Source organism: Nocardiopsis nanhaiensis (assembly GCF_054778635.1).
Window position 1 is genome coordinate 1 of the sequence record NZ_BAAGZJ010000125.1, and the last position, 16,133, is coordinate 16,133.

16 protein-coding genes are annotated in these 16,133 nt (G+C 68.8%); 5 read left to right on the plus strand and 11 right to left on the minus strand.

The window, feature by feature from the left end:
* Positions 1-457 (plus strand): hypothetical protein (locus ACYVD1_RS33045; protein ID WP_460778390.1); only part of this gene is annotated, 457 nt, incomplete at its 5' end.
* A gap of 120 nt (positions 458-577) precedes the next feature.
* On the opposite strand, the gene ACYVD1_RS33050 is transcribed toward ACYVD1_RS33045, so the two are convergent.
* From ACYVD1_RS33050 to ACYVD1_RS33080, 7 genes are all read right to left on the minus strand, one after another.
* Positions 578-1,276: a hypothetical protein gene (locus tag ACYVD1_RS33050; RefSeq protein WP_460778392.1), complete on the minus strand. Its 699-nt coding sequence runs from the start codon at positions 1,274-1,276 to the stop codon at positions 578-580.
* Between the two features lie 220 nt (positions 1,277-1,496).
* Positions 1,497-2,363: a hypothetical protein gene (locus tag ACYVD1_RS33055; protein WP_460778394.1), complete on the minus strand. Its 867-nt coding sequence runs from the start codon at positions 2,361-2,363 to the stop codon at positions 1,497-1,499.
* A gap of 232 nt (positions 2,364-2,595) precedes the next feature.
* Entirely contained in the window at positions 2,596-3,687 is a 1,092-nt protein-coding gene (locus ACYVD1_RS33060) for an ABC transporter ATP-binding protein (protein WP_460778396.1), read from the minus strand.
* Positions 3,688-3,701: 14 nt separating this feature from the next.
* On the minus strand, positions 3,702-4,697 hold the full coding sequence (locus ACYVD1_RS33065) for a zinc-dependent alcohol dehydrogenase family protein (protein WP_460778400.1): 996 nt from the start codon (positions 4,695-4,697) through the stop codon (positions 3,702-3,704).
* Positions 4,697-5,578: a carbohydrate ABC transporter permease gene (locus ACYVD1_RS33070; RefSeq protein WP_460778426.1), complete on the minus strand. Its 882-nt coding sequence runs from the start codon at positions 5,576-5,578 to the stop codon at positions 4,697-4,699. Before ACYVD1_RS33070 ends, ACYVD1_RS33065 begins: the two co-directional genes overlap by 1 nt.
* A gap of 5 nt (positions 5,579-5,583) precedes the next feature.
* Complete coding sequence (locus tag ACYVD1_RS33075) at positions 5,584-6,510, minus strand: carbohydrate ABC transporter permease (RefSeq protein WP_460778403.1); 927 nt, start codon at positions 6,508-6,510, stop codon at positions 5,584-5,586.
* Positions 6,511-6,605: 95 nt separating this feature from the next.
* Positions 6,606-7,958, minus strand: coding sequence for an ABC transporter substrate-binding protein (locus ACYVD1_RS33080; protein WP_460778406.1), 1,353 nt, complete (start codon positions 7,956-7,958; stop codon positions 6,606-6,608).
* A gap of 218 nt (positions 7,959-8,176) precedes the next feature.
* Here ACYVD1_RS33080 and ACYVD1_RS33085 point away from each other — a divergent pair, with 218 nt between their 5' ends.
* The 3 genes from ACYVD1_RS33085 to ACYVD1_RS33095 all read left to right on the plus strand — a co-directional run bounded on the left by ACYVD1_RS33085 (position 8,177) and on the right by ACYVD1_RS33095 (position 11,543).
* Entirely contained in the window at positions 8,177-9,124 is a 948-nt protein-coding gene (locus ACYVD1_RS33085; RefSeq protein WP_460778409.1) for a sugar-binding transcriptional regulator, read from the plus strand.
* Positions 9,125-9,165: 41 nt separating this feature from the next.
* Positions 9,166-10,557 carry a xylulokinase gene (gene xylB, locus ACYVD1_RS33090; protein WP_460778411.1) on the plus strand — a complete coding sequence of 464 codons (1,392 nt, stop codon included), beginning with the start codon at positions 9,166-9,168 and terminating at the stop codon, positions 10,555-10,557.
* A 359-nt stretch (positions 10,558-10,916) separates the two neighbouring features.
* The gene (locus tag ACYVD1_RS33095) at positions 10,917-11,543 is read left to right on the plus strand and encodes a peptidoglycan DD-metalloendopeptidase family protein (protein ID WP_460778415.1); all 627 of its coding nucleotides are present in this window, start codon (positions 10,917-10,919) and stop codon (positions 11,541-11,543) included.
* Between the two features lie 168 nt (positions 11,544-11,711).
* Here the strand turns inward: ACYVD1_RS33095 and ACYVD1_RS33100 are convergent, their stop codons facing one another.
* On the minus strand, positions 11,712-12,116 hold the full coding sequence (locus tag ACYVD1_RS33100) for a DnaJ family domain-containing protein (RefSeq protein WP_460778419.1): 405 nt from the start codon (positions 12,114-12,116) through the stop codon (positions 11,712-11,714).
* 168 nt (positions 12,117-12,284) lie between these two features.
* On the opposite strand from ACYVD1_RS33100, the gene ACYVD1_RS33105 reads away from it, so the two are divergent.
* Positions 12,285-13,232, plus strand: a complete 948-nt coding sequence (locus tag ACYVD1_RS33105) for an aldo/keto reductase (protein ID WP_460778420.1) — start codon at positions 12,285-12,287, stop codon at positions 13,230-13,232.
* 46 nt (positions 13,233-13,278) lie between these two features.
* Here ACYVD1_RS33105 and metX read toward each other — a convergent pair whose 3' ends face one another.
* The 3 genes from metX to ACYVD1_RS33120 all read right to left on the minus strand — a co-directional run.
* Positions 13,279-14,451: a homoserine O-acetyltransferase MetX gene (gene metX, locus ACYVD1_RS33110; protein ID WP_460778423.1), complete on the minus strand. Its 1,173-nt coding sequence runs from the start codon at positions 14,449-14,451 to the stop codon at positions 13,279-13,281.
* Positions 14,448-15,764 carry a bifunctional o-acetylhomoserine/o-acetylserine sulfhydrylase gene (locus ACYVD1_RS33115; protein ID WP_460752256.1) on the minus strand — a complete coding sequence of 439 codons (1,317 nt, stop codon included), beginning with the start codon at positions 15,762-15,764 and terminating at the stop codon, positions 14,448-14,450. The genes metX and ACYVD1_RS33115 overlap by 4 nt, the downstream gene beginning before the upstream one ends.
* Before the next feature lie 164 nt (positions 15,765-15,928).
* Positions 15,929-16,133 (minus strand): hypothetical protein (locus tag ACYVD1_RS33120; RefSeq protein WP_460778425.1); only part of this gene is annotated, 205 nt, incomplete at its 5' end.

Genomic DNA, 16,133 nt, shown 5'->3' on the forward strand with positions numbered 1-16,133 from the left:
GTCGCACCGACGCAGCGACGGCACGACGACGACCAGCGTCGCCGGGCACACCACCGCGCGTGGTGTCGCTGCGTCGGTGCGGGTTGGCCGTGCGCTTGCTTGCTCGCTCGCTTGGTTCGCGTCGTTCGTCGACTCGCGCGCCGGTGTGGGTGTGGGCACCGGGCACCCGGGCGGGCGGGTGCCCGGATGGGTGGTGGCCGGGTGGTCGGGTGCGTGCCCGGGTGGGTTGGGTGGCGGGGTGGTGTCGGCGGTGGTGTGGTCGTGCGCCGCTCAGTTCAGCGCTGCGAGTCGCGACGCTGGTCGCCTGGCCTTCCTTGCCTCTGCATCACGCGTGCGCCTGTGTGGCTGTGAGGGGCTGCGAGGTTATGCCGGGTTTGTCGGTGGCTTTGTCTTGTGGTGCGGCTTTTTGTTGAGGGTTCGTTTTATGTTGGGCTCGTTTGAATGGTGCGCGGAATGAATGAGGACGGTCGCCCATGAGGTGACGACCGTCCGTCGGTGACGCTGCTATGCCCGTACCAGCGTCACCGGTTCATTGGGGGGTGTGCGGGAGTGGGAGAACCGGACCACTCCCGCACGTTCATTCGGCCTCGGTGTCTGCCTTGGCTGCACCGATTGCTATTAGTGCAGCCTGCATTTCACCGAGCGACATGTCCTTTGAGTAGTGCGCCCCGTTGCTTAGTACGCAGCTTAGGGGTTGGCCGATCTCGTTGAACGAAACCCCGTCGGGTGCGTGCGCACGTAGTACTTTGGCTTTTCGTATGGTCTTTTCGATTTCGTCCTGTGCGGCGGCGCGTGCCATTCCTGCTTTCTGCATGGCACGGTGCGCCTCATCGGATGCGCGGTGTGCTTCCCACATGAGTCCGGCGATTTCACCGTTGGGGTTGGTGAGCTTGTCCGCGTGCTCGGTGAACTTCGCACGGTTGAGCTGTTCTGCCTTAAGCTGGTTAGCTTCGTGCGATGCCTGAAGTGTCAACTGGGCATGCGACAAATTCTGTTCGGCGGTCGCAATTTGCAGCGGGGTGATTTTGGTGTCACCGTCGATGACCCGCTGTCGGATTTCGTCCCGTGCTTTCTGTGCCGCTTCCAGATGCTCAACTGCTTTGGGTGTCCAGGCGGCTGCCCGGATGGTGTCGAGTTGTTCGCGTACTTCCGTTATCTGTTTCTGAATGCTGTACGTCTGTGGGTCGCGCTGGATCTTTTCGGATTCGAGTCGGCGCAGGAGTCGCCGGTATTCGGATTCGAGTTCTTCATGCTCGGCGCTAATCTTGGTGCTCATCTCGGTTCTCCGGTTCAATTCGTTTCGGGTACTGGTGTCGGTGTGGGTGGCTGCGTTCTGGTATTTCTCGCATGTCGAACATGCGCTGTTTTCCGCGCAACCACGGGGTGATCTTGTGTTGTCTATGCCATTCGTACAACCGCCATTGGGTGAGGCCGGTCCATTGGATGGCGTCGTGAATGTCGAGTAGGTATTCACGTGGAACGTTCACCCGTTGTTCCTATCGACTCCGCGCGGTTCCCTTTGCGATCCGTCCCTTACGCTCGGCCTCAGCTATGGCCCTGACAACCATGTCCTCGACCTGGCGTTGTGAGGTGACGATTGAATTGCTGAAGTCAATGGCGCCCTTTTCCAATACGATGCCGCCCCCACCGCCCGTGTATTGGGGGATGTTGTCGGCTGCGGGCACGACTTTCTCGCCCCGGTGGAGGAAATACAGGTCGTCCTTGGGAATGGAATCGGTGCCCCGCGCAAGTGCGGACACGTCACCACCGGGAGCGGCCGGGGTCGCTTCTCGGACCACGGGGCGGAATCCGTACCGCTGGGAGTACATGCTGTTTCCAGCGCCCCGGGCGCCTCGACCAACCTGCACACCACCCGACGACGATTCCACCGGAACACCCAAAAGGGTGCCCGACATGTGCCCGCCACCCCGACCACCGTGACGCACACCCACCATGAATGGCGACCGAAGATTGTGCTGCCACCCGGATGGCGGATTGCCGGGGCTGAACGAGTGGGTCGTGTAACGGCGCCCGGGGCGGACACCCCGGATGACATTCTCAATTCCCGCCATGAAACCGGAACAGTCCCACGACGGATTACCGCCACCACCCCACTGATACGGCAACCCATGCTGGGTACGAGCCCAACGCAAAGCCTCCTGCAAACGGGCAGAAGCGTTCTCCCAAGTGATGTCCCCATCACCGTCATCGAAAATATCGAAAGGCGCCAACTTCTTCAGAACCGCTGGCAGCATCTTGCCCAACATCGGGGTGACGAATCCCCGGAACCCCGTGGAACCCCACATGTCTGAGGACAATTCACGCATGGCGTCAAACGGCTTCTTAGCGGTCGACTCGATCATGCCCATAAGCCCGTCGAATCCCTGCCGGACGAACGATCCGACGTCACTCAGGATGCCACCGAGCGCGAATCCGGGAACCCTAGGCCACGCAGAATCCCCGACGTTCGGAATGCCGGGACGGTTGTTGTCTCGGAACTTCTTGAGGTCCTGCCCGCCTTTATTGAACCCAGGAGGGATAGCAAGGATTTGTGGTCGGCCCCACCCTCGACCCGAACCCGCCCCGCCGACACGGTCACCCTTCCAACCGCTCCCCCGTCACCGGGGAGAACACGTGCACCTGGCCCGGACGGACGCGCAGGTGCACCACCTGCCCGCTGCGCGGGGCACGCTCCGGCGTCACCCGGACCACCAGGTCGCTGTCGGCCGGGTGCCCTGGGATACCGCCGTACAGGTAGCAGTCGGCCCCCAGGTGCTCGACCAGCCCGATCTCCATCGGGAAGCCGTCAGCCTCACCCACCAGGTCCACCGCCTCCGGACGGAAGCCCAGCAGAACCGTCTCCGCGCCTTCCCCCGCCAGGCTGGCCCGCTGGTCGCGGCCCAGCGGCAGGTCGACGCCGCCCACCCGCACCGCCTCGCCGGCCAGCGGGAACTCGCGGAGGTTCATCGAGGGCGATCCCATGAACCCGGCGACGAAGGCGTTGGCCGGGCGCTCGTACAGGCCCATGGGGGTGTCGCACTGCTGCAGCACCCCGTCCTTGAGCACGGCCACCCGGTCGCCCATCGTCATGGCCTCCACTTGGTCGTGGGTGACGTAGACGGTGGTGATCCCCAGCCGCCGTTGGAGGTCGGCGATCTGGGTGCGGGTGGACACGCGGAGTTTGGCGTCCAAGTTGGACAGGGGCTCGTCCATGAGGAACACCCGCGGCTCGCGCACGATCGCGCGGCCCATCGCCACCCGTTGCCGCTGACCGCCGGAGAGCGCCTTGGGCCTGCGGTGCAGCAGCTGCCCCAGGTCGAGGAGCTCGGCGGCCTCCTGGACGCGGCGCTCGCGCTCCGCCTTGCCGACCTTGGCCATTTCCAGGGCGAAAGCCATGTTCTGCGCCACCGACATGTGCGGGTAGAGCGCGTACGACTGGAAGACCATGGCGATGTCGCGGTCCATGGGGCTCTTGTCGGTGACCTCGGTACCGCCGATGCGGATACTCCCCGAATCCACCTCCTCCAGCCCCGCGAGCATCCGCAGGGACGTGGACTTGCCGCACCCGGACGGCCCGACCAGGACGAGGAACTCCCCGTCCTCGATCTCCAGGCTCAGCTCGTCCACGGCGGGCGCGTCCGCGCCCGGATAGAAGTGGGTGGCCTTCTCGAAACTGACCGTTGCCACGGTTCATCCCTCCTCTACAGCTGCGGGTTGACCTGGAGCTTGCGGCCGCGCCCGGCCCGGAACGCCTCGACCGCCGCACCGAAGCCGGCGAGTTCGAAGGAGTCGGTGACCATGGCGTCGGCGTCCACGACCCCCTTGGCCATGAGGTCCACGGCCCGCCCGTAGCTGTGCAGGACGGCCATGCTGCCCACCACGGTGATCTCGTCGTTGTAGACGCGGAACGGCGAGAAGGTGGCGGTGTCCTCGGCCGGGGCCACACCGAACACCTGGAAGGTGCCGCCCCGGGCGACCCGGGTGAGGCCGTCCTCGATCGCCGCGACCACCCCGGTGCAGTCGATGACCACCTCCCAGTCGTCGCGGTCCAGGCCGTCGGGCCCGGTGGCCACGGCGTCCGCGGCCAGGGTCGCGGCGACGGCCAGCCGGTCGGTGTTGGGGTCCACCACGGACACGCTGGCGGCCCCGGCTGACCGGGCCAGCTGGGACATGAGCAGCCCCATGGTCCCCGCGCCGTAGACCAGGTAGTGCTCGCCCACGCGGCCGGGCAGCAGGTCGAAGCCGTGCACGGCACAGGAGAGGGGTTCGATGAGCGCCCCGTGCTCGAAGGGCATGGCGTCGGGCATGCGGTAGCAGGAGGCGGCGGGCACCGGCACGAACTCGGCGGCGGCGCCGGGCCGGGTGACTCCCACAGCGTTCCACCGCTCGCACAGGTTGCCGCGCCCCACCAGGCACTTGGCGCACGCACCGCAGAAGAGGGAGGGGTCGACCGCCACGCGGTCGTCCACGGACAGCCCGGTGACCTCGGCCCCGAGCGCCACCACGGTCCCGGCGAACTCGTGGCCGGGGACGATCGGGTACGGGGTGGGTGCGAACTCCCCGTCGATGATGTGCAGGTCGGTCCCGCACACGCCGACGGCGGCCGGGGCGACGACCACGTCCTTGGGCCCGGGTTTGGGGTCGTCCGCCTCCTGGACGGAGAAGCGGCCGGGTTCACTGACGACGAGTGCGCGCATTACTTCACGGCTCCTAGGGAGAGGCCTCGGACCAGCCAGCGTTGGGCGGCCCATCCGGCGAGGATCACGGGCAGGGCCGCCATGGTGGAGGCGGCCGAGAGTCGGGCCCAGTACAGGCCCTCGCCGCTGATGAAGCCGACGAGGAAGACCGGGACGGTGGAAGCCTGGCTGGCGGTGAGGTTGACCGCGAAGAAGAACTCGTTCCAGGCGAAGATGAAGCAGATGAGGGCGGTGGCGGCCAGCCCGGGCGCGATCATCGGCAGGATGACCCGCCGCATCTCCGTGAAACGGTGCGCGCCGTCCATACGGGCGGCCTCGAGGACCTCCTTGGGCAGCTCGACCAGGAACGAACGGATCATCCACACCGCGATCGGCAGGTTCATCGCCGTGTACACGAGGGTGAGCGTCCGCACGTCGTCCAGGGCACCCAGGTTCTGGGCGATGACGTACAGGGGCAGGATCATCGCTACCGGCGGCAGCAGCTTGGTGGACAGGAAGAAGAACAGCGAGTCCCGCCACTTGGGGATGCGCAGCAGGGACAGCGCGTAGGCGGCCGGCAGGCCCAGGACGACGGCCAGGATCGTGGACAGCACGGAGGCCTGGAGGGAGTTCAGCAGGTAAGGGACGAAGTCGCGCCCGATGATCGCCGAGTACTGGTCCAGTGTCGGCAGGAAGAAGAACGTGGGCGGGCTGGTGGAGGCCTGCGACTCCTGTTTGAAGCCGGTGAGGAACATCCACAGCACCGGGAAGAAGAACACGATCCCCACGAGCCAGGCGAGGATCCCCAGACCAGGGCGCGCGGGGCGGCGCCGTCGGCGGCGCGGTCGGGGACGCGGGCCGGTGGCGGTCGCGGCGGGCGGCCCGGTCGGAGCTGCGGTCACGCGTGTCACGACTCCTCCTCGAACAGGCTGGAGACCACTCGCAGGGCGAACATGGCGATGATCAGCGTCGCGGCGACTACGATCACGCCCGCCGCCGCGGCCTCTCCGACGTCGAAGGCCCGGAAGGCCTGCAGGTAGATGAAGTAGGGCAGGTTGGTGGTCGACTGGCCCGGCCCGCCCTGCGTGATCATGAAGATCGCGTCGAAGGTCTGGACGATGTAGATGGTGCCGAGCAGGAGCGCCAACTCCACGAAGCGGCGCAGGTGCGGGAAGGTGATCCGGCGGAAGACCGCGAAGGGCCCGGCCCCGTCGACCCGTGCCGCCTCCAGCACCTCCGGGGACTGGCTCTGCAGGCCCGCGAGCATGATGAGCATCATGAACGGGGTCCACTGCCAGGTCAGCACCATGACGATGGACAGCAGCGGGAAGTCGTTCACCCAGTCGGCCTGGACCCCGAACGGTGAGAGCACCCAGTTGATGAGGCCGTACACCGGGTGGTACATGGAGGTCTTCCACAGCAGGGCGGCGGCGACCGGCATGACCAGGAACGGTGTGATCATCAGGGTCCGGACGACCCCCCGCCCGAGGAAGGCCCGGTCGAGGAGCAGGGCCAGCGCCAGGCCGAGGACCAGTGAGGCCAGGACGGCGCCGACGGTGAGCAGGACCGTGTTCGTGACGGCGTTGCGGAACAGCGGGTCGCCGAGGACGCTGCCGTAGTTGGACCATCCGGCGAAGGCGTCGCTGCCGGGGCGCAGCAGGTTGCTGTCCTGGAAGCTGTAGTAGATCGTGAACAGGAACGGGATCTGCGTCATCGCGATGACGAACAGCAGTCCCGGTAGGAGCGGGCTGCGCCGGACCCACCGCTGGGCCCGGGTCAGGTCCCGTGGTCGGGGCCCGCGCCGCGCCGTGTCCGGCGCGCTCTGAGCGGTCATGGCTTCCTCGGTGGTACTCGAAGGTGGAGTGCTCGAAGGCGTGGAGTGCGGTACCGGCACCGGGCCCGGGCGCGGAACCCGGCACCGGTGGTACCTCAGTCGCGGTAGCCGCCGGACTCGGCCGTCTCGTCCGCGTACTCCTGGGACTTGGCGAGCGCCTCCTCGACGGTCTGCTGGCCGGCGATGGACGCGGAGATCTCCTGGGAGACCCGGGTGCCCAGGTCCTGGAACTCGGGGATGGACACGTACTGCACCCCGGTCCACGGCTGCGGGTGCACGCCGGGCTGCTCCACGTCGACGTTGTCGATGGCGTCGTAGGTGGGCATCGCGAAGGCCTCGGCCGCCTCCTGGTACTCGGGGATGCCGTAGGTGGAGACGCGGGCGCCGGGCGGGACGCGCTCCCAGCCCAGTTCCTCACCGACGAGCTGGTGGTACTCCTTCGAGGTGGCCCAGGAAACGAACTCCCACGCGGCCTCGGGGTCTTCGGAGGTGGCGGGGATCGACAGCGCCCAGGCCCACAGCCAGCCCGCGTGATCGGTCTCCATGGTCGGCGCGGCGACGTAGCCGATCTCGCCGACGACGCTGCTGGACTCGGGGTCCTCCAGGCTGCCCCCGGCGACGGTGGAGTCGTAGAACATGGCGGCGTCGCCCTGGGCCATGGTGGTGAGGCACTCGGTGAAGCCGGCGTTGGGCGCGCCCGACTGACCGTGGTCGCGCACGAGGTCGACGTAGGTCTCCACGGCCTCCTGCACCTCGGGTGAGTCCAGGTGCGCGGTCCAGTCCTCGTCGTACCACTGTCCTCCGTAGGTGAGGATTACGGAGTTGAGCGGGGCCAGGATCTCGCCCCAGCCGGGGACGCCGCGCAGGCAGATACCGGCGGTCTCATCGTCGTCGAGTTCGGCGGCGAATTCGGCGACGTCCTCCCAGGTCGGGTTCTCGGGCATCTCCAGGCCCGCCTCGTCGAACAGGTCCTGCCGGTACATGAGGAACGAGGACTCACCGTAGAAGGGCGCCCCGAACATCTCGTCCTCGTAGGACAGTGCTGACCGGACGGTGGGGATGATGTCGTCGATGTCGTAGGCGTCGTCGGAGGCGAACTCGTCGAGGCTGAGGATCCAGTCGTTCTCCGCCCAGATCGGTACCTCGTAGGTGCCGACGGTGACGACGTCGTACTGGCCGCCCTGGGTGGCGATGTCCTGGGTGACGCGGTCGCGCAGCTGGTTCTCGGGGAGGACCACGAACTCGACCGTGATGTCGGGGTGCTCGTCTTCGAACTCCGCCGCGAGGGCCTCGATGTCCTCCATCTGTGGGTTGGCGACCGTGGCGATGGTGACGACCCGGTCCTCGTCGGCGCCGGTGCCCCCGGCCCCCGCGCAGGCGGTCGCGATCAGGGCCAGGCCGGTGGCTGCTGCCGCCAGCGGGACCCCTCTCGTCGTACTTGTGAACATGTCTTCCTCCTGGGGGGATTTCGCAAGGCCGGGACCGGGAGACGACGCGTCTGCGCACGTCCCGGCCTCCCACGGACACCTTTCGCTCATATGAGCGGCCATTTGTACACATGAGCGCCGTCCGGATCATTTAAGTTGTGACGGGTGTCACCGGTCAACCCGTGGTGCAATAATGGGCAATACTCCGCTCATATGAGCGAAACGTCTGGAGGGCGTAGATGAAGCACGCGTTCCGGCCGGCGGAACTGATCCGCGCCACCGCTGTGGCCCGCAGGTACTACCTCGCGGGGGACTCCAAGATCCGCATCGCCGAGGACTTCGGGATCAGCCGGTTCAAGGTCGCACGCATCCTCGATGACGCCCGCGAAGCCGGGATCGTCCGCATAGAGATCGCCGAACCGACCGAGGTGGACACCGACCTCTCCCACCAGCTGAGCACCGCCTACGGCCTCAAACAGGCGGTCGCGGTCGCCCACACCGGGGAAGGCGAGTCCCTGCAGCGCAGCCTGGGACGCATCGCGGCCGAGTACCTCACCGAGATCGTCCAAGAGGACGACACCCTGGGCCTGGCCTGCTCCCGCACCCTCAACGCGATGACTCTCGCGCTGGGCGAACTCCCCCGGTGCACGGTCGTCCAGCTCACCGGCGTCCTGCCCGGCGGCGTGGAGGAGAACTCCGTCGAGCTGGTCCGCCGCGTGGCCAGCCTCGCCCGCGGCCCCGCCTACCCCATCTACGCCCCGCTCGTGGTCTCCGACCCCGGCACCGCCCGCGCGCTGCGCGCCCAACCCCAGGTGGCCGACGCCATGCAGCACTACGGCGGGCTCGACAAGGCCGTCGTCGCCATCGGCTCCTGGTCACCCACCCTGTCCCTGGTCCGCGACGCCCTCACCCTGGCGGAGGGTGAATCCCTCGAACGCGAAGGGGTCCAGGCCGAAGTGTGCGCCCGCACCGTGGACGTGCACGGCGCCCCCATCGCCCCGGAACTCACGTCGCGGATCATCGCCATCACGCTGGAACAGCTCCGCGCCGTCCCCGAAGTCATCGCTGTGGCCGGCGGCACGGGCAAGACCCGGGCCATCCGCTCCGTCCTCAAGACCGGGGTGGTTTCCTCGCTGGTCACCGACACAAAGACGGCCCGAAACCTCATCGAGTCGGCGGGAACGTAATCTCGACGACAGCTTCGCCCCCTCACCCACACGGAGCAGACATGGCACTGGTTGCCGGAATCGACAGTTCGACGCAGTCCTGCAAGATCGTGGTCTGCGACACCACGACCGGGAAGGTGGTCCGCGAGGGCCGCGCGCCACACCCCGACGGCACCGAGACCGACCCGGCCCACTGGTGGTCGGCACTGACCACGGCCGCCTCCGGGCTGCTCGACGACGTGTCGGCCGTCTCCGTGGCCGGGCAGCAGCACGGCATGGTCGTGATCGACGAGGACGGCGAGGTCGTCCGGCCCGCCCTCCTGTGGAACGACGCCCGCTCCGCCGGAGCCGCGCACGACCTCGTCACGGAGCTCGGCGGCCCAGAAGCCTGGGCAGAAGCGGTGGGCAACGTGCCCGTGGCCAGCCTCACCGTGACCAAGCTGCGCTGGCTCGCCGAACACGAACCCGACAACGCCGCGCGCGTGCGCGGGGTCATGCTCCCCCACGACTGGCTGACCTGGCGGCTGGGCGGCGCCCGCGGAGAGCCGACCACGGACCGGGGCGACGCCTCGGGCACCGGCTACTGGTCGCCCGCCGACGGCGCCTACCGCACCGACCTGCTCGTCCGGGGCTTCGGCCGCGAAATCGACGTGCCGCGCGTGGCCGAACCGGCCGAGGCCGTGGGCCACACCCCCGAGGGCGCCGTGATCGCCCCGGGCACCGGAGACAACATGGGCGCCGCCCTGGGACTGGGTCTGCGCCCCGGCGACGTCGCCGTCTCGCTCGGCACCAGCGGAACCGTGTTCGCCGCGCACGACCGGGCCACCCACGACCCCACCGGGACCATCTGCGGGTTCGCCGACGCGACCGGCCGCTTCCTCCCGCTGGCCTGCACCCTGAACGCCGCCCGCGTGCTCAGTTCCACAGCCGCGATGCTGGACACGGGACTGGCCGGCCTGGACGCGCTCGCCCTGCGCGCGGAGCCGGGTTCGGAAGGGCTTGTCCTCCTGCCCTACCTGGACGGGGAGCGCACCCCCGAGCTTCCGGAGGCCACGGGCTCCCTGCACGGTCTGCGCCGCGACAACATGCGGCCGGAGAACGTCGCCCGCGCCGCCGTGGAGGGCATGCTGTGCGGCCTGGCCGACGGCCTGGCCACCCTCGCCGAGCAGGGTGTCCCGGTGGAACGCGTCCTGTTGGTCGGCGGAGGGGCCCGGTCGGCCGCCGTGCGCGCCATCGCCCCCATCGTCCTGGGGGCGCCGGTCGTGGTTCCGCCCGTGGCCGAGTACGTGGCCATCGGCGCCGCCCGCCAAGCCGCCTGGACCCTCGCCGGAACCCCCGATCCCCCGGCCTGGACCCTGGGAACGCCCGAGGAGGAGTCCACCCACGCCACCGACGTGGGCACCCGGGTCCGCGAGCGCTACGCAGAGATCCGCCGCGCCACCCACGGCCTCTGACCCGGTTCCCCGGCCGCCGGTGACGGGTGGCGGCGCTACGCCTCCACTCGTCACCGGCACCGGCGTCCGGCCCTCTGCGCTGGGCGTCCTCCTGCCCGGCGCCCCCGAATTCCCACCCTCTTCACCCGCGCCCGGACCAGTTGTGGAATTTCGTTCACAAAGACACGGAGACCCCCGATTGGCCGTCGATCCATAAAGCTTTGACCTGTAGTTCTCATCGTCCCGCACGGGCTCGTGAAATGAATTTCCGCGAGGCATGGACGTCCCGCTTCGCGACTCCTAGCATGCTTCCAGCGCCAACCGGAAGAGGCACTTCTGCCATTCCGTTCGAATAGCGCCTACCAGGAAAAGGAATGCACATGAGATTCAGACGTGCAGCGCTCTGGACGGGGGTCGCGGCTGCCGCCGCGGTCACCCTTCCACTGACCGTCTCCGCCGTGTCCTCCGACCCGTCGGCGTCGGCTCCCAACGCGACCAACGTCGCCGACAGCGAAGCCCAGCAGCCCCCCGTCGACTTCCAGCTGCCGTTCGAGTGCGGGCAGGAATGGCGCCTGGACACCTGGGCGCACGCGCCCGCCCTGGACATGGTGCGCGAGCCGGACCAGCACGGCACCGAGGGGGCTCCTCTGCTCGCCGCGGCCGAGGGCACCGTCAACATGGCCTTCTGGCACGACAACGCCGGAAACGTCGTGCAGATCGACCACGGTTCCGACTACTTCACCACGTACATCCACCTGGAGTCGATGGACGTCGACGTCGGGGACACCGTCTCTCAGGGCGAACAGATCGGGGCCGTCGGCAGGACCGGCGAGGGCGCCAACGACCACCCGCACCTGCACTTCGAGCTCGGCTTCGACGCCAACGGGGACGGGGAGGCCAGCTGGGGCACGGAAGACTCCGAGCGGGTCAATCCGTGGTTCGACGGTGAGGAGTACGGCCAGGACAACAACCAGACCTGGCGCGACGTCGCCAGCGCCAACTGCTAGGGCCGGTGCTCTCAGTGGCGTTTCCCCGGAAGCCGTCTTCCCGAAAAGGGCCCGCTGCACGTGACCGGTCCCCGTTCCCGGTCATGCTGGTCGGGTCCGAACCGCACGTTCCCGCGGAGGCGCCACCGAAATTCTGGGCGGTTTCCATGCCGTGATCACCCCCAGGGGTCAGGATCCGGCCGGTCCGCGCCACTTCTTCTCGAGGAACTCCTCGATGTCGTAGGGCATGAGGTTGAGTGGCGGGCCCGGGACGGAGCTGGAGTTCATCTCGCGGATCTTCTTGTTGAGGCCCTCCAGGAGCTCGCGCACCCGTTTCTCGGTCCTGGCCCCGCGGGCCTCCTCGAGGGTGTCCTCGGCCTCCTTGCGCAGGCGCAGGGTGGGCGGCAACAGCGAGACGTTCTCGCTCTTCAGCTTCCGCTTGATCCACCAGTTCTCGTCGTAGGGCCGGTCGATGTCGGCGATCGGCTTGCCCGCGCCTGGGAGGTCGTCGAACTCACCCCGTTCCCTGGACTGCCTGATCTGGGTGTCGATCCACGACTCGAAACCCGTACCGGGTGGTTTGCGCTCTGTCATCGAACCGCCTCCTCGGGGTTCAGTCACCGGACTCGCACGGGACGGGGCAGGGGCCTGTCTCCATGATGCACCGGGCCCCTCGGAATCCCGCGTGACCCCCGGATCCGGCTCCTCTAGCGTGGAGGCGAAGCGACCCCACCCCTCGCGGGGACACACGGAACGGTGAGCATGCACGATACCCACCTGCGCCCGCTCGGCACCTCCGATCTGCGGGTCAGCCCGCTGAACCTGGGCGGCAACGTCTTCGGCTGGACGGCTGACGAGGACACCTCCTTCGCGATCCTGGACGAGTACCGGGAGAGCGGCGGCAACTTCATCGACACCGCCGACTCCTACTCGGCCTGGGTCGAGGGTCACACCGGCGGCGAGTCCGAGCGGGTGATCGGGCGCTGGCTGGCCGCGCGCGGGCACGGCGACACGGTCATCGCCACCAAGGTGAGCCAGCACCCGGACTTCAAGGGCCTGTCCGCCGGCAACGTCAAGGCCGCCGCCGAAGCCTCCCTGCAGCGGCTCGGCCTGGAAACCGTGGACCTCTACTACGCCCACTTCGACGACGCCGAAACGCCCATCGCCGAGAGCGCCGAAGCCTTCTCCGGCCTGGTCGACGAGGGCAAGATCCGGTACACGGGCCTGTCCAACCACAGCCCCGAGCGCGTCCGCGAGTGGGTGTCGGCCTGCGACGAGAACGGCTGGCACCGCCCCGTGTGCGTACAGCCGCAGTACAACCTCGTCGAGCGCGGGATCGAGCGGGACCTGGTGCCGCTGGCCCGGGAAGAAGGCCTGGCCCTACTGCCCTACTTCGGTCTGGCCCGCGGCTTCCTCACCGGCAAGTACCGACCGGGCAGCACTGCCGACAACAGCCCCCGAGCGGCGAAGGCCCGCGCCTACCTTGACCACCCGCGCGGTGAGAGGGTGCTGACCGCCCTGGACGCGATCGCCGCCGAGCGCTCGGCGGAGCTGTCCACGGTGGCACTGGCCTGGCTGGTGGCGCGCCCCGGTGTGGCCTCGGTGCTCTCCAGCGCCCGCGACCTGGACCAGCTCACAGGCCTCCTGGCCCTGAAAGACCTGCGGTTGAGCGCCGAGGAGACCGCCCGATTGGACGGGGCCTCGGCCTGACCCCGTACTGATCGGCCCCGGCCGACGCGGGGCGAGCTGTGCGTGCTCACTCCGCGTCGGACAGCAGTTCCTTGACCAGCGCGCCGACCTGGTCGGTCTCGATGAGAAAACCGTCGTGGCCGTGCGGAGAGTCGATCACCCGGGCCGAGCCGGGAACCGGTAGGTGTCTGGCAATCTCCTCCTGTTGCGCGAGCGGGTACAGGTGGTCGCTGGTCACCCCGGCGACGATCGTCCTCTCCGGCATCGCGCCGAGCACGGCCACGGAGCCACCGCGGCCGCGGCCGATATCGTGCCCGTTCATCGCCTCAGTGAGCACTGTGTAGCTGGCCGGGTCGAAGCGGCGGGCCAGCTTCCACGCATGGTGGTCGAGGTAGGACTCCACCGCGTACCGCACCTCGGCGGCCGGGTCCTCGCCTTCCTGCGCGGAACGGCCGAAACGCGCGTCGAACTCCCCCGCGCCCCGGTAGGTGACGTGCGCGATCCGGCGCGCAACCCCCAAGCCGTTCACGGGCGCTCGTGAAGTGGAATGGTAGTCGCCGCCGAACCAGTCGGGGTCCGCTCGGATGGCGTGCAGCTGCGGTGCGGCCCAGGCGATCTGCCAGGCGGTTGTGGCCGCCGGGCAGGCCAGGATGAGGGCCCGGCCGACCCGGTCGGGGAAGGTGAGCGCCCACTCCAGTGCCCGCATCCCACCCATGGACCCGCCGACCACCGCCGCCCAGGAACCTACTCCCAGCGTGTCGGCGAGCGCCTCCTCTGCCCGCACGGTGTCGCGCACGGTGATCCGGGGGAACCTGCTCCCCCACGGCCGCCCGTCTGGCGCGGGGGAGGACGGACCGGTGCTGCCCTGGCAACCGCCCAGGATGTTGGGGGCCACCACGCAGTAACGGTCGGTGTCCAGGGCCATCCCGGGACCGATCAGCCCCTCCCACCAGCCGGGGCTGGGATGCCCAGGACCGGCCGGGCCGGTGAGGTGGGCGTCGCCGGTGAGGGCGTGCAGGACCAGGACCGCGTTGGTGGCGCCGGGGTCGAGCCGCCCCCAGGTCTGATAGGCCAGGCGCACGCCGGGCAGGTGTTCCCCGGACTCCAGTTCCAGGGGCCGGTCCAGGTGGACCCATCGGCGCTCGCCGACCGGGTCGCCCTCTCGCCAACCGCCGAAGATCGGACCCGGGCCATGCCCGGTGCCCTGACCTGGGACGGAAGGGCGGTGACCGTCGGTCACTGGTGCTCCTTGGCCGCACGGAAGCCGAGCTCGAGGTCGGACCGGAGGTCGTCGACGTGCTCCAAGCCGACCGCTAGGCGGACCAGCCCCGGGGTGATTCCGGACGCGGCCTGCTCGTCGTCCGCGAGCTGGCTGTGGGTGGTGCTGGCCGGGTGCACGATGAGGCTGCGCACGTCGCCGATGTTGACGAGCTGGCTGAAGAGCTCGGTGCCGTCCACGAAGGCCCGGCCGGCGTCCACCCCGCCGCGCAGCTCGAAGGAGAGGACGGCGCCAGCGCCCTTGGGCAGGTATTTCCGGGCCCGGTCGTAGGAAGGGCTGGAGGCCAGGCCAGCGTAGTGGACCCGCTCGACCTCGTCGCGGGACTCCAGCCACTCGGCCAGGGCCTGGGTGTTCTCGACGTGGCGTTCGATGCGCAGGGACAGCGTCTCGATGCCCTGGAGGATCAGGAACGAGTTGAACGGGGCGATGGCCGCGCCGGTGTCGCGCAGCAGCTGAACCCTCAGTTTGGCGGCGTAGGCACCCGGACCGAGCGCCTCCCAGTACTTGAGGCCGTGGTAGCTGGCGTCGGGCTCGACGAAACCGGGGAAGCGGTCGCCGTGGGCCCCGAAGTCGAAGGTGCCCGCGTCGACGACTGCCCCGGCCACGGTGGTGCCGTGGCCGCCGAGGTACTTGGTGGCCGAGTGCACGACGATGTCGGCGCCGTGGTCGATGGGGCGCAGGAGGTAGGGGGTGGGTACGGTGTTGTCGACGATCAGCGGGACCCCGGCCCCGTGCGCGGTGTCGGCGACGGTGCGCACGTCCAGGACGTTGCCGCCGGGGTTGGCGAGGGTCTCGGCGAAATAGAGCTTGGTCTCCGGACGGGTGGCGGCCTTCCACGCCTCCGGGTCGTCCTGGTCCTCGACGAAGGACACCTGGATACCCAGCTTGGGCAGCGTGTGCTGGAAGAGGTTGTACGTGCCGCCGTAGAGCAGAGGGCTGGCGACCAGGTGGTCTCCGGCGCCGACCAGGTTGAGGATCGCGGCAGTGGTCGCGGCCGATCCGGAGGCGAAGGCGACCGAGCCGACCCCGCCCTCCAGAGCGGTCAGGCGCTGCTCGAACACGTCCTGAGTGGGGTTGCCGATACGCGTGTAGATGTTGCCGGGCTCGGCGAGGCTGAACAGGTCAGCGCCGTGCTGGCTGTCCCGGAAGACGTACGAGGTCGTCTGGTAGATCGGCGTGGCCCGCGCGTTGGTGGTGGGGTCCGGCTCGGCCCCGGCGTGGATCTGCTGGGTCTCGAAGGACCAAGACTGCTCCGGGGTAGTGTCGGTGCTCAAGGAAGGCCTCCCACGGATAAATCAGACCGAAAAGGTAGGGAATTCCTGCGAGGTTAACACCTTGCGACCGGTCCCGGCCAGCGTGTCAGCGAGAACCGTCAGAGCAGATCCGCGCTCACCCCCATGACGGGAAGGGCTTCGAACGGCGCGCCCTCAACGCCCCGCTACCCCGGCGGGGCGGCGAGCACACCCTCTTCTACGGACAGGGCGTCGGGGCCGAGCGCGTGCCCGGCTCCGAACTCCCTCTGGAAACCGCTCTCCCCCAGTTCCACGCGGATGCGCTCGGCGATCCGGTCCACGTCGCCGCGCTCGGCCTCCGGCAGCGGCGTCCCCACCGACTGCCGGGCCGCCGCGGCGGCGCCCAGCAGG